Source organism: Aeribacillus sp. JST-2 (genome assembly GCF_056032925.1).
This window is the reverse complement of record NZ_JBVVUU010000010.1, coordinates 21,310-42,796: the sequence shown is the minus strand read 5'-3', so window position 1 is coordinate 42,796 and position 21,487 is coordinate 21,310. Positions and strand designations below refer to the sequence as shown.

Annotated in this window: 22 protein-coding genes and 1 pseudogene; 17 read left to right on the top strand and 6 right to left on the bottom strand. The window is 42.1% G+C overall.

What is annotated here, in order from left to right; genetic code table 11:
* Window positions 1-58: 58 nt before the first annotated feature.
* Window positions 59-253: pseudogene (locus AC0KTX_RS07420) on the bottom strand (IS3 family transposase); the annotation flags it as partial.
* Window positions 254-350: 97 nt separating this feature from the next.
* On the opposite strand from AC0KTX_RS07420, the gene AC0KTX_RS07415 reads away from it, so the two are divergent.
* Window positions 351-872: a peptidoglycan-binding domain-containing protein gene (locus AC0KTX_RS07415; RefSeq protein ID WP_474251583.1), complete on the top strand. Its 522-nt coding sequence runs from the start codon at window positions 351-353 to the stop codon at window positions 870-872.
* A gap of 14 nt (window positions 873-886) precedes the next feature.
* On the opposite strand, the gene AC0KTX_RS07410 is transcribed toward AC0KTX_RS07415, so the two are convergent.
* Both AC0KTX_RS07410 and AC0KTX_RS07405 read right to left on the bottom strand, forming a co-directional pair.
* Window positions 887-1,765, bottom strand: coding sequence for a hypothetical protein (locus tag AC0KTX_RS07410; RefSeq protein WP_474251582.1), 879 nt, complete (start codon window positions 1,763-1,765; stop codon window positions 887-889).
* Window positions 1,755-2,279: an RNA polymerase sigma factor gene (locus AC0KTX_RS07405; RefSeq protein ID WP_474251581.1), complete on the bottom strand. Its 525-nt coding sequence runs from the start codon at window positions 2,277-2,279 to the stop codon at window positions 1,755-1,757. The genes AC0KTX_RS07410 and AC0KTX_RS07405 overlap by 11 nt, the downstream gene beginning before the upstream one ends.
* Window positions 2,280-2,508: 229 nt before the next feature.
* On the opposite strand from AC0KTX_RS07405, the gene AC0KTX_RS07400 reads away from it, so the two are divergent.
* From AC0KTX_RS07400 to AC0KTX_RS07390, 3 genes are all read left to right on the top strand, one after another.
* A complete protein-coding gene (locus AC0KTX_RS07400) occupies window positions 2,509-4,623 on the top strand; it encodes a (Fe-S)-binding protein (protein WP_474251580.1) in 2,115 nt (704 codons plus the stop codon).
* Window positions 4,624-4,889: 266 nt separating this feature from the next.
* Window positions 4,890-5,441 (top strand): DNA-directed RNA polymerase subunit delta, encoded by a 552-nt coding sequence (gene rpoE / locus AC0KTX_RS07395; RefSeq protein WP_474251579.1) that lies wholly within the window; start codon window positions 4,890-4,892, stop codon window positions 5,439-5,441.
* Between the two features lie 225 nt (window positions 5,442-5,666).
* Window positions 5,667-7,268 carry a CTP synthase gene (locus AC0KTX_RS07390; RefSeq protein ID WP_474251578.1) on the top strand — a complete coding sequence of 534 codons (1,602 nt, stop codon included), beginning with the start codon at window positions 5,667-5,669 and terminating at the stop codon, window positions 7,266-7,268.
* Between the two features lie 217 nt (window positions 7,269-7,485).
* Here the strand turns inward: AC0KTX_RS07390 and AC0KTX_RS07385 are convergent, their stop codons facing one another.
* Entirely contained in the window at window positions 7,486-8,010 is a 525-nt protein-coding gene (locus AC0KTX_RS07385) for a DUF2529 domain-containing protein (RefSeq protein WP_474251577.1), read from the bottom strand.
* A 155-nt stretch (window positions 8,011-8,165) separates the two neighbouring features.
* Between AC0KTX_RS07385 and AC0KTX_RS07380 the strand changes: the two genes are divergently transcribed.
* The 9 genes from AC0KTX_RS07380 (at window position 8,166) to AC0KTX_RS07340 (ending at window position 15,994) form a co-directional block, all read left to right on the top strand.
* Window positions 8,166-8,540: a response regulator gene (locus AC0KTX_RS07380; RefSeq protein ID WP_474251576.1), complete on the top strand. Its 375-nt coding sequence runs from the start codon at window positions 8,166-8,168 to the stop codon at window positions 8,538-8,540.
* 165 nt (window positions 8,541-8,705) lie between these two features.
* Window positions 8,706-9,566 (top strand): class II fructose-bisphosphate aldolase, encoded by an 861-nt coding sequence (locus AC0KTX_RS07375; RefSeq protein WP_474251575.1) that lies wholly within the window; start codon window positions 8,706-8,708, stop codon window positions 9,564-9,566.
* Window positions 9,567-9,665: 99 nt separating this feature from the next.
* Window positions 9,666-10,307 carry a fructose-6-phosphate aldolase gene (gene fsa, locus AC0KTX_RS07370; protein WP_474251574.1) on the top strand — a complete coding sequence of 214 codons (642 nt, stop codon included), beginning with the start codon at window positions 9,666-9,668 and terminating at the stop codon, window positions 10,305-10,307.
* A 211-nt stretch (window positions 10,308-10,518) separates the two neighbouring features.
* Window positions 10,519-11,808 (top strand): UDP-N-acetylglucosamine 1-carboxyvinyltransferase, encoded by a 1,290-nt coding sequence (locus tag AC0KTX_RS07365; RefSeq protein ID WP_474251573.1) that lies wholly within the window; start codon window positions 10,519-10,521, stop codon window positions 11,806-11,808.
* Between the two features lie 31 nt (window positions 11,809-11,839).
* Entirely contained in the window at window positions 11,840-12,805 is a 966-nt protein-coding gene (gene glpX, locus AC0KTX_RS07360; RefSeq protein WP_474251572.1) for a class II fructose-bisphosphatase, read from the top strand.
* A gap of 349 nt (window positions 12,806-13,154) precedes the next feature.
* A complete protein-coding gene (gene rho / locus AC0KTX_RS07355) occupies window positions 13,155-14,432 on the top strand; it encodes a transcription termination factor Rho (protein WP_474251571.1) in 1,278 nt (425 codons plus the stop codon).
* A 143-nt stretch (window positions 14,433-14,575) separates the two neighbouring features.
* Window positions 14,576-14,776: a 50S ribosomal protein L31 gene (gene rpmE, locus AC0KTX_RS07350; RefSeq protein ID WP_474251570.1), complete on the top strand. Its 201-nt coding sequence runs from the start codon at window positions 14,576-14,578 to the stop codon at window positions 14,774-14,776.
* 98 nt (window positions 14,777-14,874) lie between these two features.
* The gene (locus tag AC0KTX_RS07345) at window positions 14,875-15,447 is read left to right on the top strand and encodes a thymidine kinase (protein ID WP_474251569.1); all 573 of its coding nucleotides are present in this window, start codon (window positions 14,875-14,877) and stop codon (window positions 15,445-15,447) included.
* Window positions 15,448-15,571: 124 nt separating this feature from the next.
* A complete protein-coding gene (locus AC0KTX_RS07340; RefSeq protein ID WP_474251568.1) occupies window positions 15,572-15,994 on the top strand; it encodes a hypothetical protein in 423 nt (140 codons plus the stop codon).
* 25 nt (window positions 15,995-16,019) lie between these two features.
* Here the strand turns inward: AC0KTX_RS07340 and AC0KTX_RS07335 are convergent, their stop codons facing one another.
* Window positions 16,020-16,526 (bottom strand): MerR family transcriptional regulator, encoded by a 507-nt coding sequence (locus tag AC0KTX_RS07335; RefSeq protein ID WP_474251567.1) that lies wholly within the window; start codon window positions 16,524-16,526, stop codon window positions 16,020-16,022.
* A gap of 199 nt (window positions 16,527-16,725) precedes the next feature.
* The gene (gloA2, locus tag AC0KTX_RS07330; RefSeq protein WP_474251566.1) at window positions 16,726-17,115 is read right to left on the bottom strand and encodes an SMU1112c/YaeR family gloxylase I-like metalloprotein; all 390 of its coding nucleotides are present in this window, start codon (window positions 17,113-17,115) and stop codon (window positions 16,726-16,728) included.
* Between the two features lie 184 nt (window positions 17,116-17,299).
* Here gloA2 and prfA point away from each other — a divergent pair, with 184 nt between their 5' ends.
* The 4 genes from prfA to AC0KTX_RS07310 all read left to right on the top strand — a co-directional run bounded on the left by prfA (window position 17,300) and on the right by AC0KTX_RS07310 (window position 21,434).
* Window positions 17,300-18,370 carry a peptide chain release factor 1 gene (gene prfA / locus AC0KTX_RS07325; protein ID WP_474251565.1) on the top strand — a complete coding sequence of 357 codons (1,071 nt, stop codon included), beginning with the start codon at window positions 17,300-17,302 and terminating at the stop codon, window positions 18,368-18,370.
* A gap of 3 nt (window positions 18,371-18,373) precedes the next feature.
* Entirely contained in the window at window positions 18,374-19,234 is an 861-nt protein-coding gene (gene prmC / locus AC0KTX_RS07320) for a peptide chain release factor N(5)-glutamine methyltransferase (RefSeq protein WP_474251564.1), read from the top strand.
* A gap of 115 nt (window positions 19,235-19,349) precedes the next feature.
* The gene (gene spoIIR, locus AC0KTX_RS07315) at window positions 19,350-19,985 is read left to right on the top strand and encodes a stage II sporulation protein R (RefSeq protein ID WP_474251563.1); all 636 of its coding nucleotides are present in this window, start codon (window positions 19,350-19,352) and stop codon (window positions 19,983-19,985) included.
* Between the two features lie 408 nt (window positions 19,986-20,393).
* Window positions 20,394-21,434: an L-threonylcarbamoyladenylate synthase gene (locus tag AC0KTX_RS07310; protein WP_474251562.1), complete on the top strand. Its 1,041-nt coding sequence runs from the start codon at window positions 20,394-20,396 to the stop codon at window positions 21,432-21,434.
* Window positions 21,435-21,487 lie beyond the last annotated feature (53 nt).

Sequence of the window (21,487 nt, the reverse complement as noted above, 5' to 3'; positions counted from 1 at the left end):
CCCAAATCCGAATTGAACTGCCCCCTGTCAAGTAGAAAATGGAAATAATAAAAATGAGTTAAGCGGCTTTCGCTCTATATTCTATAGGGCTAAGGCCGTTTAATCGTTTTTGATATCTGTCATGATTATAAAATTAGATATATTCTTCTATTGCTTGACAAAGCTCTTCGAATGTCTCGTATTTATTTAAATAATATTTTTCGCATTTGAGCGTGCCCCAATAAGATTCCATCGATCCATTATCAATACATCTTCGTTTTTTACATGAAAATAAAGAGGAAAAAGGAGTGAATTTGCCGTAATAGGAAATTGAAAAAATTTTAAAAATTTACAATAAGGGAGGGTGTTCAGTGACAATCGTTAAAAAAAGTATGGCGGTATTGTCGGCGATGTTTTTCGTATTATTTTTCATAAGCTTTCCGGCAGCAGCAGATGAAAAAACAGAATCATCATCTGTCCAATCTATGGCTATAGGAGGCGTGTATGCGAAAGCATACAGCTGTAATGGCCGATCGAACTGGACGAACACACTTTTCTCAGAAGGGGTAGGTTACAACTGGATTGCCGATACGGCTGTGAAAGGATTTGTCAAAAACGGCTATTCATATGGCGAAGTGCTCGGAGTCGTTTTAAACGATACAATTATTGATTACAGTTATTCCTATACGATCAAGTACGGAAGCACGGGTGCAAAAGTCAAAGCCGTGCAGCAGACTCTCAATTGCCTCGGCTATTCTGCCGGCACGGTCGATGGAATTTTTGGTTCGAAAACGGAAGCGGCAGTAAAAGCCTTTCAACGCGACGAAAGAATAGCGGTTGATGGCATTGTCGGAAAAAATACGTACTATCATTTGTCATTTGCCCGGCGATAAAGAAAGCGGCAGGTTTAACAGCCTGCCGCCGCATGATCAGTTCTGTTATCGATTATTTTGGCGCCCTTGGGAGGATCGACATGAAATAATTTGCTATTGGGGGCAATTTCGATTTCTTTTAGATCGCGAACCGTAAAATTTACAATTTTTTCTCCTTCTTGAATCACGACCGATCTTAACAACTGTCCAAATTTTTTATCAAACCAGTATTCTTCTTTATATTCGTTCGGAATGTTGACTTTAAATTTATCTACTGTGCGTCCGAAAAAGGTATCCGTCCCGATATATTGAACGTTGTTTTCCCCCGCATTGCGAAAAAGCCTAGCCTCATAATTTCCGAATTCCTCTGGCAGCGTTTCGATCGTAAACACGTTTTTTTGCTTGTTGTAGGAATACAAGTTTTTTTCAATCATAATTTCATAATTGCCTTTCCCATCCTCAATTCTGCTTTTGTCTCCTGTGCTGTAACTCTTTAAGATGATTCCGCTGTTCATTTCAATCACGGCATATAATGCTTTTTGTTTTCCGTTTTTTTCCGGGAGCGGTTCATTCATGTTGTCTATTTTTGCAAAAAGAAGAAAACTGATTGCCTGTTGGATAGAAGCGGAACCAGTCGGCGTCAGCGAGAAGCCGGCAGCAAGCAGCACAAATAGTAAGGCTGCCGCCAAAAGATGCTTCCGAAAATGAAATTTTCTTAATCGTTTCGGTTTCCTTTTAAGATGAACGTCTTCAGTAATAGCGATGATAGTTAAAGCTTCGTTCAACTGCTGAAATTCTTTTTTGTATTTTTGGCAGCTGGAACATTGATGGACATGATCTTCGAGGCTGCTGCGCTCTTTTTCGGTTAATAGATCGTATTGAAGAATCAAATCTTGAACTTGCTCACATTTCATTCTGAAAAATCCCCTTTTTTCTGAGGTAAGCCATCAGCTGCTTTCTCCCGCGGAAAATTTTCGTCTTTACTGTGTTGACAGGCAAATTCATTTTTTCGGAAATCTCGGTATAGGATAAACCCGTTTGCCGCAGCAGCAGGATTTTTTTTGTGTCAGGATCCATTTCGTTTAAAGCTGTTTTAACATATTGGATTGTTTGCTTCAAGATGGCCTCAGATTCAGGATTGCCATCAGGGCATTTTTGGAAATTTTGCTGCTGCTGGATATGGCTCAGCAAATCATGATTGCGCTGGATTTTCCGAAGATGATCTGTCGCTGTATTTTTCACAACAGTGGTGATCCAAGCCTGGAAATTGTCAGGCAGCTCATTCGTCTGAAAATATTTATAAATTTTTATGCAAACTTCTTGAACGATATCATCAACGAGAGAATCGTTTTTAACGGTTTTCTGAACCGTTCTTTTAATGTGATGGCGGTTTTCTTTGATTAAATCGACAATTTCAGTTACATCCATCTAAATGCTCTCCTCTTAAATAAGCTGACGAAGAAAAGGCGAAATTTGTTCTATTTAAAAAATAGTTTTTTGTGTATACGATTCAACTCAATATTGGTTTCTATTTCCATAAAACAAATTATAGGAATTGACTGAACGTTCATTCATTATATAATAAAAGTAAGAAACATCGGAAAATTCAGTCTTTTTCTAACGAGGAGCAGTTATTTTTTTGAATGGGGGAACGTGAATGAATGCGCTGTTATGGGTGAATTTTTTGGCGTTTTTGCTTGCAGCAGTCTATGCCATTTATTTGTTTATTTATTTAATTCTAACTAGGGTTGCTTATATTCGGCTCGGAAAAAAAACAGAATTGGACGGGAAGGTAAAAGATCGTCTGCAGCGGATATTAGTAAATGTATTCGGTCAAAGAAAGCTGTTAAAAGACAAGAAAATGGGTTGGGTGCACGTTATCTTTTTTTATGGTTTTATTCTCGTGCAGTTTGGTGCAATGGATTTTATGTTGAAAGGATTGTTTCCGGAAGCCCGACTCCCGTTTGGGCCGGCCTATCCGTTTTTCACCTTTTTTCAGGAAATCGTCACTCTTTTGATTTTGTTGGCCGTTTTGACAGCATTTTATCGCCGTTATATCGAAAAGCTTGTCCGCTTAAAAAGAGGGTTTCAGTCAGGCATCGTCCTCCTTTTGATCAGCGGATTGATGGTATCCGTTCTACTGGGAAACGGAATGCACCTCCTCTGGTATGATGATGAACCGGGGTGGAGTGAACCTGTTGCTTCTTCCGTTGCTTATCTGTTTCACTTCGTTGGAAAGACTGGTGCAGTGGTTGTTTTTTATATTTTATGGTGGATTCATTTGCTGATTTTCCTTACTTTCCTTGTGTATGTTCCTCAATCAAAGCATGCCCATTTAATAGCGGGGCCGACGAATGTCTATTTCAGCCGCCCGAATTCGGGGAAATTAACAAAAATTGATTTTGAAGATGAATCCGCCCAAGTATATGGTGTAAGCAAAATTGAAGACTTTAAGCAAAAACAGCTTCTCGATTTATATGCTTGTGTTGAATGCGGCCGGTGCACCCATTTTTGCCCTGCGACAGGCACTGGAAAAATGCTCTCGCCAATGGATTTAATCTTGAAGCTGCGTGATCATTTAACGGATAAAGGCGCTGCTATTACTGCAAAATCGCCTTGGGTTCCGGCCTTTGTTTTTCGGCATAAAAAAGGAAACCAGCTCGCTTTCAAAGCAAGACAAAAAGGAGTAAAGGAAACAGCGGCTGCCTTGGATGAACAAATAAGCCTTATTGGGGATGTGATTACAGAAGAAGAAATTTGGGCATGTACAACGTGCCGAAACTGTGAGGATCAATGCCCGGTGATGAACGAACATGTCGATAAAGTCATCGACCTTCGCCGATACCTTGTTTTAATGGAAGGAAAAATGAATCCTGATGCACAGAGAGCCATGCAAAACATTGACCGGCAAGGAAATCCTTGGGGGCTGAATCGGAAAGATCGAGAGAAATGGCGCAAATCCCGTGAGGATGTCAAAGTGCCGACAGTAAACGAGCTAGCCAAGAAGGGGGAAGAATTTGAATATTTATTTTGGGTCGGATCAATGGGATCTTATGATCATCGCAGCCAAAAAATTGCCCTATCTTTTGCAAGACTTTTAAATGCGGCGGGGATAACATTTGCCATTTTAGGAAATAAAGAAAAGAACTCAGGCGACACACCCCGGCGGCTAGGAAATGAGTTTTTGTTTCAGGAACTTGCTGCCAAAAACATAGCCGAGTTCAAAAAATATGGTGTAAAAAAGATCGTGACCATTGACCCTCATGCCTACAATATTTTTAAAAACGAGTATCCCGACTTTGGATTTGCAGCCGAAATTTATCACCATACTGAGCTGTTGGCAAAACTTTTAAAAGAAAAAAAGCTCGTTCCGAAATATGAAATCAAGGAAATAGTAACATTTCATGATTCATGTTATCTCGGCAGATATAATGGAGTATACGATCCTCCCCGTGAAATATTGGCGGCTATTCCCGGCGCAAAGCTTGCAGAAATGGAGCGCAACCGGGAATCTGGAATGTGCTGCGGTGCGGGAGGAGGGCTTATGTGGATGGAAGAAGATACAGGATCGCGCATCAATGTTGCCCGCACGGAACAAGCATTGGCTGTAAACCCGACCGTGATTAGCTCCGGATGTCCTTATTGTCTGACGATGCTTGCTGATGGCGTGAAAACAAAAGAAGCAGAGAATACAATGAAAACGTATGATGTTGCCGAGCTTTTGGAAAAATCAGTATTTGGCGAAGAAAATGCGAAAGAGATGATTTCATAAACGGCGCCTTATATAGGCGCCTTAAATCGATCAAAAAGGATTTATAAAAGGTAACGTCGAATTTTTCGGAGAACCATGAGAATTTTCATATAAACCAGTAGCATAAAGTTGCCAATTTTGTTTATAATGAATGGTATGCAAACATTTCATACTTGTACATACTTGAAAGGGACATGGCTTTATTTCGTACTTATTTTATTTTTTTAGTGGTTGTCCCTTTCATTTTTTAAATATAGATGAAAAGATCAGAAAGGGAGTGCCTGACCTTGAGTTTATCACAATACTCACAGGAACAGCTGAAGGAAATGTCAATGGTGGATGTCGCTTACTTAATTTTGTCAGAAAAAAAGCAAGCTTTATCGTTTGAAGAGTTGGTAAATGAAGTAACCCGTATCACAGGGCTTTCTGAAGAAGAAATTGGGGAACGCATCGCACAATTTTATACGGACTTAAACATAGACGGGAAATTTATATGTATAGGAGAAAACAGCTGGGGGATTAAAAGCTGGTATCCGCTTGATCAAATTGAAGAAGAAACGCAGCCGACTGTGAAAACGAAGAAGAAAAAGGTTAAGAAAATTTATGATGATGAAGACCTTGATGATTATGAAGATCTTGATGATGAAGATCTTGACTACGATGATCTCGATGACTATGAAGATGAGGAAGAACTGGAACTGGACGAAGGAGAAGATTTTGAGGATGAAGAAGACGAGGCATTTGAAGATGAGGATCTCATCGATGATAAGGATTATGATTTAGCTGACGATGATTTAGATGAAGATTTCGATCTTGATCGTGAAGAAGAAAACTTATAATGGCTCTTTACACTTAAACGATAAAATAAGGGTTGACTTTCATACGTTTCCTCGATAAAATTTTTTTTGGGCTCCTTAAAAGTACGGAAAACTTATTTTAATATATGAAAGCTCCCTTTCCGGGCAGGAAGGGAGCTTTCATATTTTTTTGAAGTCCTCTTCATATATTGATTTTTTCTGTAAAAATTATTTTTAGGATGGATTGCAACTGGAGGGAGTTTTTGCATGACCAAGTATATTTTTGTAACTGGCGGCGTTGTGTCATCTTTAGGTAAAGGAATTACAGCAGCTTCCCTTGGAAGGCTTCTCAAAAATCGTGGATTAAACGTCACGATTCAGAAATTTGATCCATATATTAACGTTGACCCTGGAACAATGAGCCCTTATCAACACGGTGAAGTGTTTGTTACAGATGACGGCGCTGAAACCGATCTTGACCTCGGCCACTACGAACGTTTTATAGATATTAATTTAAATAAATACAGCAATGTCACAACAGGCAAAATTTATTCGGCTGTGATAAAAAAAGAACGTCGGGGGGATTATTTAGGAGGAACAGTTCAAGTCATCCCTCATATTACAAATGAGATTAAAGAGCGTGTCTTTCGCGCTGGGAGAGAAACAAATGCTGATGTCGTGATAACAGAGATCGGCGGGACAGTGGGGGATATTGAGTCGCTGCCGTTTTTAGAAGCGATCCGGCAAATGAAAAACGAAGTTGGCCGCAATAACGTGATGTATATTCATTGTACCCTTGTTCCATACATTAAAGCGGCTGGGGAAATGAAAACGAAACCTACTCAGCATAGTGTAAAAGAATTGCGCTCATTGGGAATCCAGCCGAATGTCATTGTCGTGCGCACGGAAATGCCGATTTCACAAGAGATGAAAGAGAAAATTGCTTTGTTCTGTGATATTGAACCGAGAGCAGTGATCGAATGCCGTGATGCGGATATTTTATATAGTGTGCCGTTGGCGCTTCAAGAACAAAACCTCGATCAAATTGTATGCGATCATTTGCAGCTTCCATGCAAAGAGGCGGATATGTCGGAATGGATTGAACTTGTGAATAAAGTCCGCAATTTATCGAAAACAGTTCATATTGCATTGGTCGGCAAATATGTCGAGCTTCAAGATGCCTATATTTCCGTTGTGGAAGCATTAAAGCATGCGGGCTACGCATTTGATGCCGATGTCAATATCAGCTGGATCAATGCTGAACATGTGACAAAGGAAAATGTAAACGACTTTTTGAAAGATGTGGACGGTATTTTAGTGCCGGGAGGATTTGGCGATCGGGGAGTAGAAGGCAAAATTATTGCGGCGCAATATGCCCGTGAGCAAAAAGTGCCGTTCCTTGGAATTTGTCTTGGCATGCAGGTGGCTTCCATTGAGTATGCCCGAAACGTTTTGGGATTAAGAGAGGCAAATTCATCAGAGATTGACCCTGATACACCGTATCCGATCATAGACTTGCTGCCGGAGCAAAAAGAGATTGAGGATATGGGGGGCACGTTGCGGCTCGGCCTTTATCCTTGCAAGCTGGTTGAAGGGACAAAGGCTTATCAAGCGTATCAGGATGAAGTCATTTATGAACGGCATCGCCACCGGTACGAATTCAACAATGAATTCCGTCAACAGATGGAAGAAGCCGGTTTTGTGATTTCCGGTACAAGTCCTGATGGCCGCTTAGTGGAAATCATTGAATTAAAAGACCACCCTTGGTTTGTGGCTTCACAATTCCATCCGGAGTTTACCTCCCGTCCAACAAGACCTCAACCGCTTTTCCGCGAGTTTATCCGCACATCGCTTGAAAAGGGGAAATAGTTGTAAAGTTGTAAAATGAAAGGTTGTCCGAAGCCAAGTGTTCGGACAACCTTTTTTATCATCATCAAACAATTTTTTTGAAGCAGGTTTGATAAGAGGCCGGCAAGTACGAAAGCCTCCGACAAATAGTCGGGCACCCTTTGCCTGATCTATATGGTGAAAAACGCAGCACAATAACTTTGCCTGTTGGAGAAATGTTTCAAAAATGGAATGTTGGCTATGATTCTCCATACTCTTCTAAAATTTCTTGCATGATGAAAAAGAGGGAGTAATAAACATATAAAGATGTCATCAGCACCGGAAAGCCGATGCGGTGGCCGTCTTCCGTAGGGATGATCGGTTTTTTTAATTTTGAATCGATATGGACATCGACATGCTGTTCCAAACTTTCTTCTCCTTCTATGACAGCGGAAACACCGACAATTGGCACTCCCTTTTTTCCGAGATCTTTTGCAAGTTGAATGGCGTCCTCATCAGTGGAAAACGGAGTAAAAAGGAGAACCCTGTCCACTGTTGTGATTTCGTTAAGATCTTCCAACCGTTTTGCAGAAGGAAAAGGTTCCCGGCTCTTTTCAAGCTGAATGTCAATGCCGATAAGCTCCTGAAATCCTTTCACGTAAATTGCGCCTTCTCCGATGGCAGCTTGGGCTAAAAGTCTTGCGCCATCTTCCATATGCTCTTGCTCTTTTTCTTGAATTCTTTGGAAATACCCGATGAGTTGCGTAGTGAAAATTTTTTGCATTGTTTGCCACCTTCAGTAAAAATTCTATTTCTTCTATAACTTAATCATAAGCAATTTTGGAAAGGAAGCAAATGTTGCGGAAAATATGGCAGGATATTGCAATTTCTTCAAGAATTAATTAAGTAACAATAAATTGACTTTTAAGAGGTGTAAATATGGGGGCAAAAATTTTAATTGTCGATGATCAATATGGAATTCGGATCTTGTTAAATGAGGTTTTTCACAAGGAAGGCTACAAAACCTTTCAAGCAGCAAACGGTTTTCAAGCGTTGGAAATAGCACAAGATCATTCTCCGGATCTTGTCTTATTGGACATGAAGATTCCCGGCATGGACGGGATTGAAATTTTAAAAAGATTAAAAGCGAATGATCCGGATATTCGGGTGATTATTATGACGGCCTATGGAGAATTGGACATGATCCAAGAGGCGAAAAAATTGGGCGCATTGACTCATTTTGCAAAGCCGTTTGATATTGACGAATTGCGCGAAGCGGTCAGAAAATATTTGCCGATTCCGTCAAATGGTTAAAATGTTCTGTTTATTTATAAAGTTGCCGAAATCCTCATAAGTTGGTATTCTATTTATTGTGGAAAGCTGTTTGGCTATACATAGGGCATTTATGTTCCGGTCATGCTAACATTGATGGAGCTTTTCGCCTTTTGAAACTAGGCTTAAATTAAGGAGGATTTTCGCATGCCTTTAGTATCAATGACTGAAATGTTAAACCGCGCAAAAGAAAACGGCTATGCTGTAGGACAATTTAATTTAAACAATTTGGAGTTTACCCAGGCGATCCTGCAAGCCGCGGAAGAAGAAAAATCCCCTGTTATTCTTGGTGTTTCTGAGGGTGCTGGTCGTTATATGGGCGGTTTCAAAACCGTTGTCAATATGGTAAAAGGCTTAATGGAAGATTACAAAATTACAGTGCCGGTGGCTATTCATTTGGATCACGGTTCAAGCTTTGAGTCTTGTGCAAAAGCGATTCATGCCGGCTTTACATCCGTTATGATTGATGCTTCTCATCACCCGTTTGAAGAAAATGTGGCGCTAACTTCTAAAGTAGTTGAGCTTGCCCACTTCCATGGCATTTCCGTTGAAGCAGAATTAGGTGTTGTCGGAGGCCAAGAAGATGACGTTGTTGGCCAAGGAATCATCTATGCGGATCCGAATGAATGTGAACAGCTTGTCAAACAAACGGGCATTGATTGCTTGGCTCCTGCCTTAGGCTCCGTACACGGTCCATATAAAGGCGAACCGAAACTCGGATTCAAAGAAATGGAAGAAATCAGCAAGCGAACTGGTGTGCCTTTAGTACTGCACGGGGGCACGGGAATTCCAACAAAAGATATTCAAAAAGCTATCTCCCTTGGAACAGCCAAAATTAACGTCAATACAGAGAACCAAATTGCTTCTGCTAAACGTGTTCGTGAAGTTTTAGCGGAAAATCCTGAAATGTATGACCCTCGTAAATATTTGGGGCCTGCCCGAGAAGCTATTAAAGAAACAGTAATCGGCAAAATGCGTGAATTTGGCTCTTCTGGTCAAGCTAAATAATGGACAAGTGTTTTGGAAGCCGCCGTTGTTCTTCTGAAAATGGCGGTTTCAATTCCTTTTCGGAGAAAGCGGTCACAAATATCAAAAGGAGGTCTTTTTATGCTTTTTTTTATTGATACTGCCAATTTAGACGAAATTAAGGAAGCGCAATCATTAGGGGTTTTGGCCGGAGTAACGACAAATCCGAGTTTGGTGGCCAAAGAAAAAGGAGTAACATTTGAGGAGCGGCTAAAAGAAATCACAGAAATTGTTCCCGGCTCTGTAAGTGCTGAAGTTATTTCCACAAAAGCCGATGAAATGATTGAAGAAGGAAAAGAACTTGCAAAAATTGCGCCGAATATTACCATCAAAGTTCCAATGACACCTGACGGGTTAAAAGCGGTTAAAAAATTCTCAGAATTGGGAATTCACACAAATGTTACACTTATTTTCAGCGCCAACCAAGCTCTCTTAGCTGCACGAGCCGGCGCCACATATGTGTCGCCTTTTTTAGGACGGCTTGATGATATCGGCCATAACGGACCGGACCTCATTTCAGAAATTGCGCAAATTTTTGATATTCATGGTTTAGATACGAAAATTATTGCGGCATCGATTCGTCATCCTCAACATGTAACAGAGGCTGCACTTCGTGGAGCGCATATCGCAACCGTTCCGTACAAAGTGCTGATGCAGCTGTTCAAGCATCCATTGACAGATCAAGGAATTGAGAAATTTTTGGCCGATTGGAACAATCGATAACATTTAGGGGAGCTTTGTCTCCCCGCTTTATGAACCGTTTTTGCCGTGTTCAGCTTCCATGATGTACAATAAAGTTGTTTCTTGCCGTATGATTTTTTCTTCTAATGGTCACATTGGTTAAATAAGGAAGCTTTTCATTTCACAGTTTGTTAAAGAAAACTCGCGCTTCGTTTTCTTTGATAAACTGCCAATCGCAAGAAGGGAGACTATCATGGAAAAGTTAAATGTTGCAGGGGGGCATCCGCTGAAAGGAACAGTGAAAATCAGCGGTGCAAAAAACAGCGCGGTAGCATTGATTCCAGCAACTATTTTAGCCAATTCTGCCGTTACCATTGAAGGCTTGCCAGATATCTCTGATGTACATATTTTAGGGGATTTATTAGAGGAAATTGGGGGTCGGGTAACTTTTAAAGATCATGAAATTACAGTGGATCCGACCAACATGATCTCGATGCCGCTGCCAAACGGAAAAGTGAAAAAATTGAGGGCGTCTTACTATTTGATGGGGGCGATGCTTGGCCGATTTAAAAAAGCAGTCATCGGTCTGCCCGGAGGCTGCCATTTAGGCCCTAGACCAATCGACCAGCATATTAAGGGATTTCAAGCTTTAGGAGCCTCTGTCACGAATGAACAGGGGGCCATTTATTTAAGAGCGGAAGAGCTCAGGGGGGCAAGGATTTATCTAGATGTCGTCAGCGTTGGCGCCACCATTAATATCATGCTTGCAGCCGTTTTGGCAAAAGGCCGGACCATTATAGAAAATGCTGCAAAAGAACCTGAAATCATTGATGTTGCGACATTGCTTTCAAGCATGGGCGCCAAAATTAAGGGAGCAGGAACGGACGTTATTCGGATCGATGGGGTAGAAGAACTTTACGGCTGCCGTCATTCGATCATTCCAGATCGCATTGAAGCCGGGACATATATGATTATAGGGGCAGCTATGGCGAAAGAACTAATTCTTGACAATGTCATACCTGTCCACCTTGAATCTCTCATTGCCAAACTTCGTGAAATGGGAATCTATATCGAAACAAGCGATGATCAAATTTATCTTGCCAAAAAAAGCAGCCGCTTAAAACCTGTTGATATTAAAACTCTCGTATATCCGGGATTCCCTACGGATTTGCAGCAGCCTTTTACTGCGCTTTTAACGCAGGCGAATGGTACGAGCATGGTGACGGATACTATTTATTCATCTCGGTTTAAACACATTGACGAATTGAGGAGAATGGGGGCGCAGATCAAGGTGGAAGGGCGGTCGGCCATCATTACAGGCGCTGTCAAATTGCAAGGAGCGAAGGTGAAAGCAACCGATCTGAGAGCAGGCGCATCATTAGTGGCAGCCGGATTAATGGCTGACGGTATTACAGAAATTACCGGGCTGGAGCATATTGATAGAGGCTACAGTTGTTTGGAGGAGAAGCTTTCCAATATCGGCGCCAAAATTTGGCGTGAAAAAATGTCAGATGAAGAAATTCAGCAATTGCAAAATTCATAATTGCCAACTGGTTTAATAGGGGGGAAAACAAATGGAAAGAAGTTTATCAATGGAACTTGTGCGGGTAACAGAAGCGGCAGCCCTTGCTTCCGCCAGATGGATGGGACGGGGGAAAAAAGACGAAGCGGACGGGGCGGCAACATCAGCTATGAGAGCTGTCTTGGATACCATTCCGATGAAGGGAACCGTAGTGATCGGTGAAGGCGAGATGGATGAAGCGCCAATGCTGTATATTGGGGAAAAACTGGGGAACGGCTACGGGCCGAGGGTTGATGTAGCGGTGGATCCATTGGAAGGAACGAACATCGTTGCATCAGGAGGCTGGAATGCTCTTGCTGTGATTGCAGTCGCCGACCATGGCAACATGTTGCATGCACCAGATATGTATATGGACAAAATTGCAGTAGGTCCGGAAGCGGTTGGCTGCATCGATATCGAAGCGCCCATTGAAGACAATTTAAAGGCGGTGGCAAAAGCCAAAAATAAAAATATTGAAGATCTTGTGGCGACGGTGTTGAATCGGAAACGCCATGAGCACATCATCCACACGCTTCGTGAAGCCGGCGTTCGCATTAAATTGATCAATGATGGCGATGTAGCGGCAGCTATTAATACTGCTTTTGACCATACAGGTGTAGATATTTTGTTCGGATCCGGCGGAGCTCCAGAAGGAGTTCTTGCTGCTGTTGCTTTAAAATGTCTCGGCGGGGAAATTCAAGGCAAACTCCTGCCGCAAAATGACCAAGAGCTGGAACGGTGCAAAAAAATGGGCATTGACGTTAACAAAACGCTGCGCATGGATGACTTGGTTAAAGGAGACGATGCCATTTTCGCCGCTACAGGAGTAACAGATGGGGAACTGTTAAAAGGCGTGCAGTTTAAAAGTTCTGTTGCAACTACTCATTCACTTGTTATGCGGGCGAAATCCGGTACACTCCGATTCATAGATGGACGCCATTCCTTGAATAAAAAACCGAATTTGGTTATTGAATCCTAGTGGAAAGGGAGCGGATCCGCTCCCTTTTCACTGCAATTATTTCCTAAGCAGGTTTTAACAGAAACTTGGTAAAACGGAGAACCTAGACCACTCTTGTTTTCTGCTCCTTCTTCGTTATGCCGGGGCCGCAGTCTCTGCCGAATTTTTTATTGCAAAATGTATTGCGAAAAATAAAAAAATAAGGTACAAATAAAGAGACTGCAAATGCTTAAATTCTGCTTTCATGGCTTCCTGTATCCCTTCCTTCTTTACTATCCATTTGCCCTACATTTTCAACATCTACAATGGATGGAAGAAAATTAGTTTGTGTAATAATTTTTGAATACGGTAAGAAAAGTGTGGTGTATGTATGAGCGAAATTTCAATTTCAACGCTTGAAAATATGAAACTGAAAGAGCTGTATGAACTGGCTCGCGAATTTAAAATTTCTTATTACAGCAAATTAACAAAAAAAGAACTGATTTTCGCCATTTTGAAGGCAAACGCAGAACAAGAAGATCTTTTATTTATGGAAGGCGTTTTGGAAATCATTCCGTCTGAAGGGTTCGGTTTTTTACGCCCGATCAATTATTCGCCAAGCGCAGAGGATATTTACATATCTGCTTCGCAAATTCGCCGGTTTGATTTGCGAAACGGCGACAAAGTTTCGGGAAAAGTCCGCCCGCCAAAAGAAAATGAGCGGTATTACGGGCTGTTGCATGTAGAAGCGGTCAACGGGGATGACCCCGAGTCGGCAAAAGAACGTGTTCATTTTCCGGCATTAACGCCGCTTTATCCCGACAGGCAAATGAAATTGGAAACAGAGCCGGAAAATTTATCGACGCGAATCATGGATTTAATTACACCTGTCGGCTTTGGACAGCGCGGTTTAATAGTGGCGCCGCCGAAAGCGGGTAAAACAATGCTTTTAAAAGAAATCGCCAATTCGATCACAACCAATCATCCTGAAGCGGAGCTGATTGTGCTATTGATCGATGAACGGCCGGAAGAGGTAACGGATATTGAACGGTCGGTCAACGGGGATGTTGTAAGTTCAACGTTTGATGAAGTGCCTGAAAACCATATTAAAGTAGCGGAGCTCGTGCTTGAGAGAGCAATGCGACTTGTCGAGCATAAGAGGGATGTCGTCATTTTAATGGACAGCATCACCCGCCTTGCCCGTGCCTACAACCTAGTCATTCCTCCAAGCGGGCGCACTTTGTCAGGAGGCATCGATCCCGCTGCCTTCCACAGACCGAAACGCTTCTTTGGCGCAGCCCGCAATATTGAAGAAGGCGGAAGTTTGACGATTTTGGCTACTGCGCTTATTGATACCGGCTCGCGCATGGATGATGTCATTTACGAAGAATTTAAAGGAACAGGCAATATGGAGCTTCATCTTGACCGTTCTTTAGCGGAAAAAAGAATTTTTCCTGCCATTGATATTCGCCGATCCGGCACAAGAAAAGAAGAATTGTTAATTCCGAAAGATCATTTGGAAATGCTGTGGGCCATTCGCAAATCAATGTCAGATCAGGCTGATTTTGCGGATCGTTTCTTGAAAAAATTGAAAATGACCAAAACAAATGAAGAGTTTTTCGATATGCTTCGGGAAGAATGGAAAACAACCGGAACCAAAAGTTTTTAAACAGGTTGCAATTCCTTATTAATCTTGCTATAATTTTTTCATGTGTGTTAAAGAGAATTGAAGCGTGATATTCTCCGCACGTTTCTACAAATAGATAAACTCTGTTTCGGAATACGATTCAGGGCGCAAAGGAGTTGATAAGCATGAAACCGGGAATTCATCCGAATTATAAAAGAGTCATCGTGAAATGCGCATGCGGGAACGAATTTGAAAGCGGTTCTGTAAAAGATGAAGTGCGCGTTGAGATTTGTTCTGAATGCCATCCATTCTACACAGGCCGTCAAAAATTTGCTTCTGCAGCGGGACGAGTTGACAAATTCAACAAAAAATACGGTCTTAAATAATGATCGCTTTTTCGGGCAAAACAGGCAGATGAACGTTTCTGCCTGTTTTTTCACGTCTATTCAAATTTGCTTGCAGGAATACAAGGGGATATTTTCAAATGGCACAGTTATTTTTTAAATATGGTGCAATGAACAGCGGTAAATCAATTGAAATTTTAAAGGTAGCGCATAACTATGAAGAGCAAAATAAATCCGTTCTTATATTTACTTCAGGAATCGATACACGGGATGAAATCGGATATGTATCAAGCAGAATCGGTTTAAGAAGAAAAGCCATTCCGATTTTTGATGATACGGATGTTTATCAAATTGTGAAAGAATATCGACCAAAGCCTTACTGTGTGCTTGTCGACGAGGCTCAGTTTTTAAAAAAGGAACATGTTTTGCAGCTGGCTGATATCGTTGATTATTTAAATACTCCGGTGATGGCGTTTGGACTGAAGAACGACTTTAAAAATGATCTTTTCGAAGGAAGCCAATATTTGCTGTTGTACGCAGACAAAATTGAGGAAATGAAAACGATTTGCTGGTTTTGCGAAAGAAAGGCGACGATGAATTTAAGAATAGATGACAACGGGAAGCCGGTCTACTCAGGCGAGCAAATCCAAATCGGCGGAAACGATAAATATTATCCTGTCTGTCGCAGATGCCATGCGAATCCGCCGCTTTAATAAATGAAACAATATCGTCTTTCATTCAAACATTCTCCATCGGAATTTATTCGAGGCTTACAATATTTTCTATTAAAAAGACAATATCTGTTTGGGCACCTTAATAACAGGAGGTGCTTTTTTCATGAGATCGATCATCACGATTCTCTTGGCATTGTTTTTTTTAAACGGCTGCGGGACGGCCGACCAAATTTCGGACGACCGTTTGCTAAATCTTGATCACAACGGATCAACATTGATGAAAAAAGATTCCGGGAATGATGAATATGAAGTGGATCAATATACGCAAAACCCGAACGTTGATATCAGCCACAGCCCGCTCCGGATAAGCGAAGCGAGGGAACAAATCATCGAAGTATTGAAAATGGAAAAAGGATTGGAGCTTGAGTCGTTTTGGACAAACGGGAGCGAAGCATGGGCGATTGTTCAAACAACTGAAACATTGCCGGCATTCAAAAGAAAAAAGCGGGAACAGGAAATCAAGAGCAAATTGCAGCGGGCTTTGCCAAGATATGACGTAAATGTTCAATTAAAAACAAAAAAATAAAACTCGTTCCGGCCGAGCGGGTTTTTTATAAACCGAAAATGGAACTGAACCATGTTTTGTGAATCGGTTTCTTTTTGCGCGGTTGATGAACGATGAGAGGTTGGGCGTCATGGTGATTTTCCCGCTTCTCAAGTTCTGCGATTCTTTTCTCTAGTTGGCCGAGCCGGCTTGTAAGCTCCTCAATTTCATTTCTTTGCAGCAAAAGCTGATAAGAAACAACATCGTCAGCTTTTTTATTGATCAAATGCTCAAGCTCAGTTATTTTCTCAAAAGCTTTTTCCATCCATTCATTTGAAACGTGATCGCTGCCTCTTTTGGCCGTTTTTTTCTTTCTTACCTTTTCCTGTATTTCATTCATTGGAATTCCTTTTTGTAGTTGGCTGTGAATGTCTTCCAGCAAGGAGACGTCCTCATTACCAAACATATAGTGGCCAAGCTCGTTTCGCTCCATTGGAAGCTCCAATTGCTTAATCCATCGTTGAATCGTCTTCGGCGAAACGCCGATCTTTTTGGCAACAACAGAAGTATTCATCCAAACCCCTCTCCTTTACTCGAAAATGTTACTTTCATATTCCACTTTTTTTTAACGATACCTGCCTGTTTGACAAAACAAGTGGACGTTCGGCAAAGGTTCCGGAGAGTCGACAGAAGAGGGTTTGGCAATACCGATAGACTTTGCCGGTATATGATGACCGCTCCCACATGAGTCGGCCGGGCCAAACAGTACAGGTTCATGATTTTTCGTAAATTTCGAGAGGCAGCCCGTCAGGATCTTGGAAAAAAGTGAATTTCTTTTTTGTTATCGGATCGATGCGGACTTCCTCTGTCTCAATGCCTTTCTTCTTAAGTTTGTCCACCGCTTCATCAACATTATCAACTTCAAAAGCAAGATGCCTCAATCCGCAAGCTTCTGGTCTCGTCGGCCGCAAAGGCGGATTTGGAAAGGAAAAAAGCTCAATTTGGTATTGGCCGTTTACAGCCAGATCCAGCTTATAAGAATTTCTGTCCGCCCGATATGTTTCATGAATGATGGAAAAGCCCAGCTTATTTACATAAAAATTTTTTGACTGTTCATAATCGGAACATATAATCGCTACATGGTGGATGCGATTCCATTTCATGCCGTATCACCTTCTTTTTTATTCTCCGTAAATATCATACACAAAAATAGAAACTGCTTCGATAACTGACAGTTGTTTTTGACTGCCTTTACTTCCTATACTATAATTTAGGATGTTATAAAAGGAGGCGCCGTATGAGGCATGCCCATGCGGTTGCAACGATAAAATTTAGAGGTGAAGATCCGTGCTAGAACGTTTGCAAGCGGTAGAAGACCGATATCAGAAGTTAAACGAACTTTTAATGGATCCTGAAGTGGTAAATGATCCGAAAAAACTGCGCGATTATTCAAAAGAACAATCCGATCTTCAAGAAACGGTAGAAGCTTACCGAGAATATAAACGAGTAAAAGAACAGCTCGAAGATGCCAAAAGCATGCTGGAAGAAAAGCTTGATCCGGAAATGCGCGAGATGGTAAAAGAGGAACTGGACACCCTTGAAAAACGTGAAAACGAACTGATAGAACGATTAAAAATTTTATTGCTTCCGAAAGATCCAAATGATGAAAAGAACGTCATTATGGAAATCCGCGGAGCAGCTGGCGGCGAAGAGGCGGCGCTTTTTGCGGCAGACCTCTACCGCATGTATACACGGTATGCGGAAGATAAAGGCTGGAAAACGGAGGTAATGGAAGCCAATACGACAGGAACAGGCGGGTATAAAGAGATCATTTTTATGATTACCGGCAAGGGCGCTTACTCGAGGCTGAAATTTGAAAATGGCGCCCATCGCGTCCAACGGGTACCTGAGACGGAATCAGGCGGACGCATTCATACATCAACGGCAACGGTGGCTTGCTTGCCGGAAGCGGAAGAAGTGGAAGTGGAAATCAATGAAAAAGATATACGCGTCGACACATTTGCTTCAAGTGGCCCGGGGGGGCAAAGCGTCAACACGACGATGTCTGCCGTGCGTTTGACTCATATTCCGACTGGCATTGTTGTATCCTGCCAAGATGAAAAATCGCAAATTAAAAATAAAGAGAAAGCCATGAAAGTTTTAAGGGCGCGCATTCTGGACAAATATCGCCAAGAAGCGCAAGCGGAATATGACCAGAACCGAAAATTGGCTGTGGGCACCGGGGATCGCTCTGAGCGCATCCGCACCTACAACTTCCCGCAAAACAGAGTGACGGATCATCGCATCGGCCTCACGATACAAAAGCTTGATCTTGTTTTAGAAGGAAAACTGGATGAAATTATTGATGCCCTTATTTTGGAAGATCAAGCTAAAAAACTGCAATCACAAGGGGAGTAGACAATGCCGAAAATATTCGAAGCCCTCAAGTGGGCTTCTTCTTTTTTAAAGCAAGCGGGAAGGGATGAAAATGCCGGAGAATTGCTGCTTTTGCACCATACGGAGAAAAGCAGAGCCGCTTTGCTTGCAGATCTTAAAACGGATCTGGAAGAAGAAACATGGAATGCTTTTCGTCGTGATGTCATCAAACATAAAGAGGGAATGCCTGTCCAATACATTATTGGGTGGGAACAATTCTACGGGCGCCCATTCAAAGTGAACCGGCATGTGCTCATCCCAAGGCCTGAAACGGAAGAACTGGTGTACGGTGTGCTGAAACGCTCGGAACGTTTATTTTCTCAAAAACAACAAATAGATGTTGTCGATATCGGCACAGGGAGCGGAGCGATTGCGGTGACATTAGCGCTTGAAAATGAAAAGATGAGAGTAGCAGCCATCGATATTTCAAAGGAAGCGCTCGCAGTTGCAAAAGAAAACAGCGCAAAGCTCGGAGCGAAGGTCAGCTTTTACCATGGCGACTTGCTCAAGCCGATGGCGGAAAAGAAGAAAAAGCTGGATGTAATCGTTTCTAATCCTCCTTATATACCCGATGGCGAAATGAAGACGCTCTCAACGGTTGTGAAAGATTGGGAGCCTGTCAGTGCACTGGCGGGAGGTGTTGATGGCCTCGACTTTTATCGGCGGCTTGTTTCGGGAATTCCTCATCTTATTCGCAGCCCGGGCTTAATCGCGTTTGAGATTGGAACAGGCCAAGGAAATGATGTAAAGGAAATGCTTATTGAAGCACTTCCGGAAGCAAAAGTAGAAATTGAAAAAGATATAAACGGAAAAGAGAGAATGGTGTTTGCATCCATATCAAACTAAACGACAACGGAAAGCTTTGGTAAGCTTCTACAAAACTTTTAAACTTTTGAGAGTGAAAGATGTTTAAGAACTCTCCCTTCTGTCGATAATGACTGACGGAAGGGAGAGAGAAGCAATGAAAATGAAATTATTTGTAATATATATTTTTCTTTTGTTGTCAGGCTGTCTTGTCACAGCCTATCAAGAACCGACGAATGCGAAGGAAAACGAAGCGGTTGTCATTCCGGATCAAGCAATCCGTCTTAGGATTTTGGCGAACAGCGATTCCCCCGAGGATCAAGCGTTAAAACGGAAAATTCGCGATGCGGTCAATAAAGAAATAAATGGATGGGTTCGGGATTTAACATCCATTGAAGAGGCAAGAAACATCATCCGGTCGAGATTGCCGGAAGTCGAGCGGATTGTGGAAAAAATTCTCGAACAAGAAAACCATAATCAAACATTTAAAGTGGAATTTAAAAAAGCCGCCTTTCCAACAAAGCTTTATGGAAATTATCTCTATCCAGCCGGCAGCTACGAGGCGATCTTGATCACGATTGGAGAAGGCAAAGGTTCAAACTGGTGGTGCGTGTTATTTCCGCCGCTTTGCTTTGTCGACTTTTCAAACGGGGAAGCTGTTCAACAAGAAGAAAAGCAAGAGGAAAAGAAACAAGAGGATAAACAAGAGAATATATTTTGGAACAATGAAGATGATGAAGAAATGGAAGTCAAATTCTTTTTAGTTGAATGGTTTACTAATTTATTTTCTTAGAACTTTTATCGATTTAAGGGCAGGGGCGTGGGCAGAAGAGGAAGCTCCTTTCGTTTGAAAAAGGGGATTGGCAGTTGGCAGGCAAATGAATGTTTTGTCGGTTCGCCCGTTAGTTGTAAACGGATGTTTACAGCCAAGCTTCTATGTTCTTATCGTGCCACTTGCAAGCGCCGCCTCGTTTGGATAGAGGGAATGACTAATCATTTGCTACGGAAGCAATGGCAAAGTCAATTTTCCATAAAAGTGTGCCGTCTATGGTAAAATAAAGATGTGGGTTTGAAATAAAACACAAAATCCACAAACTTATCCACTAAAAACTGCAGCTTTATCCACAATTTGTGGATAAAGCTTGTTTCTTTTCAAGAAAAATGCACTCATTCATTCGGTATCATAAAGGAGTAGACTAAGATGAAAACGCAATATTGGCTTGTGGATCATTTATCCACAAATTTAAAAGATTGTCCACAGATTTTTCAAGCAGCTCAACTGCTGAAACAGAATGAAGTAGTTGCTTTTCCTACGGAGACCGTTTATGGACTTGGTGCGAATGCGAAAAGCGACGAGGCGGTGGCCAAAATATATGAAGCAAAAGGAAGACCGAGTGATAATCCGTTAATAATCCACATTTCTAAAAAAGAGCAGTTGAAAGAGCTTGTGGGTGATCACCCTGAATGGGTGGATCTGTTAATAGAACGGTTTTGGCCGGGGCCGCTTACACTTGTGCTGCCCAAAAAAGCCGGCCTTTCTGACATGGCTACAGCCGGTTTGCCGACTGTGGGAGTGCGTATGCCCAACCATCCGGTTGCATTGGCGCTCATCGAGGCGGCTGGTTTGCCGATTGCCGCTCCCAGTGCGAATCTTTCCGGAAAGCCAAGCCCGACATCGGCCAGACACGTTCTGGATGACCTGGATGGAAGAATTGCCGGTATCATTGATGGGGGAGTCACAGGAGTCGGTGTGGAATCAACCGTTCTTGACTGCTCGGAAGAGAACCCGGTCATTTTGCGTCCGGGAAGCATTACAAAACAGCAGCTGGAAGAATTGATTGGAAATGTACGTTTAGATCAAGCGCTTCTTGATCGACATGAGCTGCCGAAAGCCCCCGGCATGAAGTATGCCCATTATGCACCTGAGGCTCCTATGTTTATTGTGGAAGGCAGCAGCGAATTTCTTCAATCACTAGTTGCAAAAGAGAAAGAAAAAGGGAAAAGAGTCGGTGTCCTAACAACGGAGGAAAACGAAAGCTTTTATACAGCCGACAAAGTGATTGCCTGCGGAAAACGCAGCAATTTGCAAGCAGTCGCCAACTCGCTTTATCACTCATTGAGAAAGTTCAATGAAGATGAACTCGATGTGATATTCAGCGAATCCTTTCCACAAGAAGGAATCGGACAAGCCATTATGAACCGCTTATTAAAAGCTGCATCCCACCGGGTAATCAAGCAATAAATGTACTTTGATTTTGAAGCAAGTTGGCGAAGAAGTTTTGGAATGGACAATAG

What these genes read in the sequence shown, in the direction of transcription:
- AC0KTX_RS07345 (WP_474251569.1), top strand. Translation starts at nt 14,875, where the DNA reads ATGGCACAGTTATTTTTTAAATATGGTGCAATGAACAGCGGTAAATCA.
- AC0KTX_RS07390 (WP_474251578.1), top strand. Translation starts at nt 5,667, where the DNA reads ATGACCAAGTATATTTTTGTAACTGGCGGCGTTGTGTCATCTTTAGGT.
- spoIIR (WP_474251563.1), top strand. Translation starts at nt 19,350, where the DNA reads ATGAAAATGAAATTATTTGTAATATATATTTTTCTTTTGTTGTCAGGC.
- glpX (WP_474251572.1), top strand. Translation starts at nt 11,840, where the DNA reads ATGGAAAGAAGTTTATCAATGGAACTTGTGCGGGTAACAGAAGCGGCA.
- fsa (WP_474251574.1), top strand. Translation starts at nt 9,666, where the DNA reads ATGCTTTTTTTTATTGATACTGCCAATTTAGACGAAATTAAGGAAGCG.
- rho (WP_474251571.1), top strand. Translation starts at nt 13,155, where the DNA reads ATGAGCGAAATTTCAATTTCAACGCTTGAAAATATGAAACTGAAAGAG.
- AC0KTX_RS07410 (WP_474251582.1), bottom strand. Translation starts at nt 1,765, where the DNA reads ATGAAATGTGAGCAAGTTCAAGATTTGATTCTTCAATACGATCTATTA.
- AC0KTX_RS07400 (WP_474251580.1), top strand. Translation starts at nt 2,509, where the DNA reads ATGAATGCGCTGTTATGGGTGAATTTTTTGGCGTTTTTGCTTGCAGCA.
- prmC (WP_474251564.1), top strand. Translation starts at nt 18,374, where the DNA reads ATGCCGAAAATATTCGAAGCCCTCAAGTGGGCTTCTTCTTTTTTAAAG.
- AC0KTX_RS07340 (WP_474251568.1), top strand. Translation starts at nt 15,572, where the DNA reads ATGAGATCGATCATCACGATTCTCTTGGCATTGTTTTTTTTAAACGGC.
- rpmE (WP_474251570.1), top strand. Translation starts at nt 14,576, where the DNA reads ATGAAACCGGGAATTCATCCGAATTATAAAAGAGTCATCGTGAAATGC.
- AC0KTX_RS07365 (WP_474251573.1), top strand. Translation starts at nt 10,519, where the DNA reads ATGGAAAAGTTAAATGTTGCAGGGGGGCATCCGCTGAAAGGAACAGTG.
- AC0KTX_RS07375 (WP_474251575.1), top strand. Translation starts at nt 8,706, where the DNA reads ATGCCTTTAGTATCAATGACTGAAATGTTAAACCGCGCAAAAGAAAAC.
- AC0KTX_RS07380 (WP_474251576.1), top strand. Translation starts at nt 8,166, where the DNA reads ATGGGGGCAAAAATTTTAATTGTCGATGATCAATATGGAATTCGGATC.
- AC0KTX_RS07385 (WP_474251577.1), bottom strand. Translation starts at nt 8,010, where the DNA reads ATGCAAAAAATTTTCACTACGCAACTCATCGGGTATTTCCAAAGAATT.
- AC0KTX_RS07405 (WP_474251581.1), bottom strand. Translation starts at nt 2,279, where the DNA reads ATGGATGTAACTGAAATTGTCGATTTAATCAAAGAAAACCGCCATCAC.
- AC0KTX_RS07335 (WP_474251567.1), bottom strand. Translation starts at nt 16,526, where the DNA reads ATGAATACTTCTGTTGTTGCCAAAAAGATCGGCGTTTCGCCGAAGACG.
- gloA2 (WP_474251566.1), bottom strand. Translation starts at nt 17,115, where the DNA reads ATGAAATGGAATCGCATCCACCATGTAGCGATTATATGTTCCGATTAT.
- AC0KTX_RS07310 (WP_474251562.1), top strand. Translation starts at nt 20,394, where the DNA reads ATGAAAACGCAATATTGGCTTGTGGATCATTTATCCACAAATTTAAAA.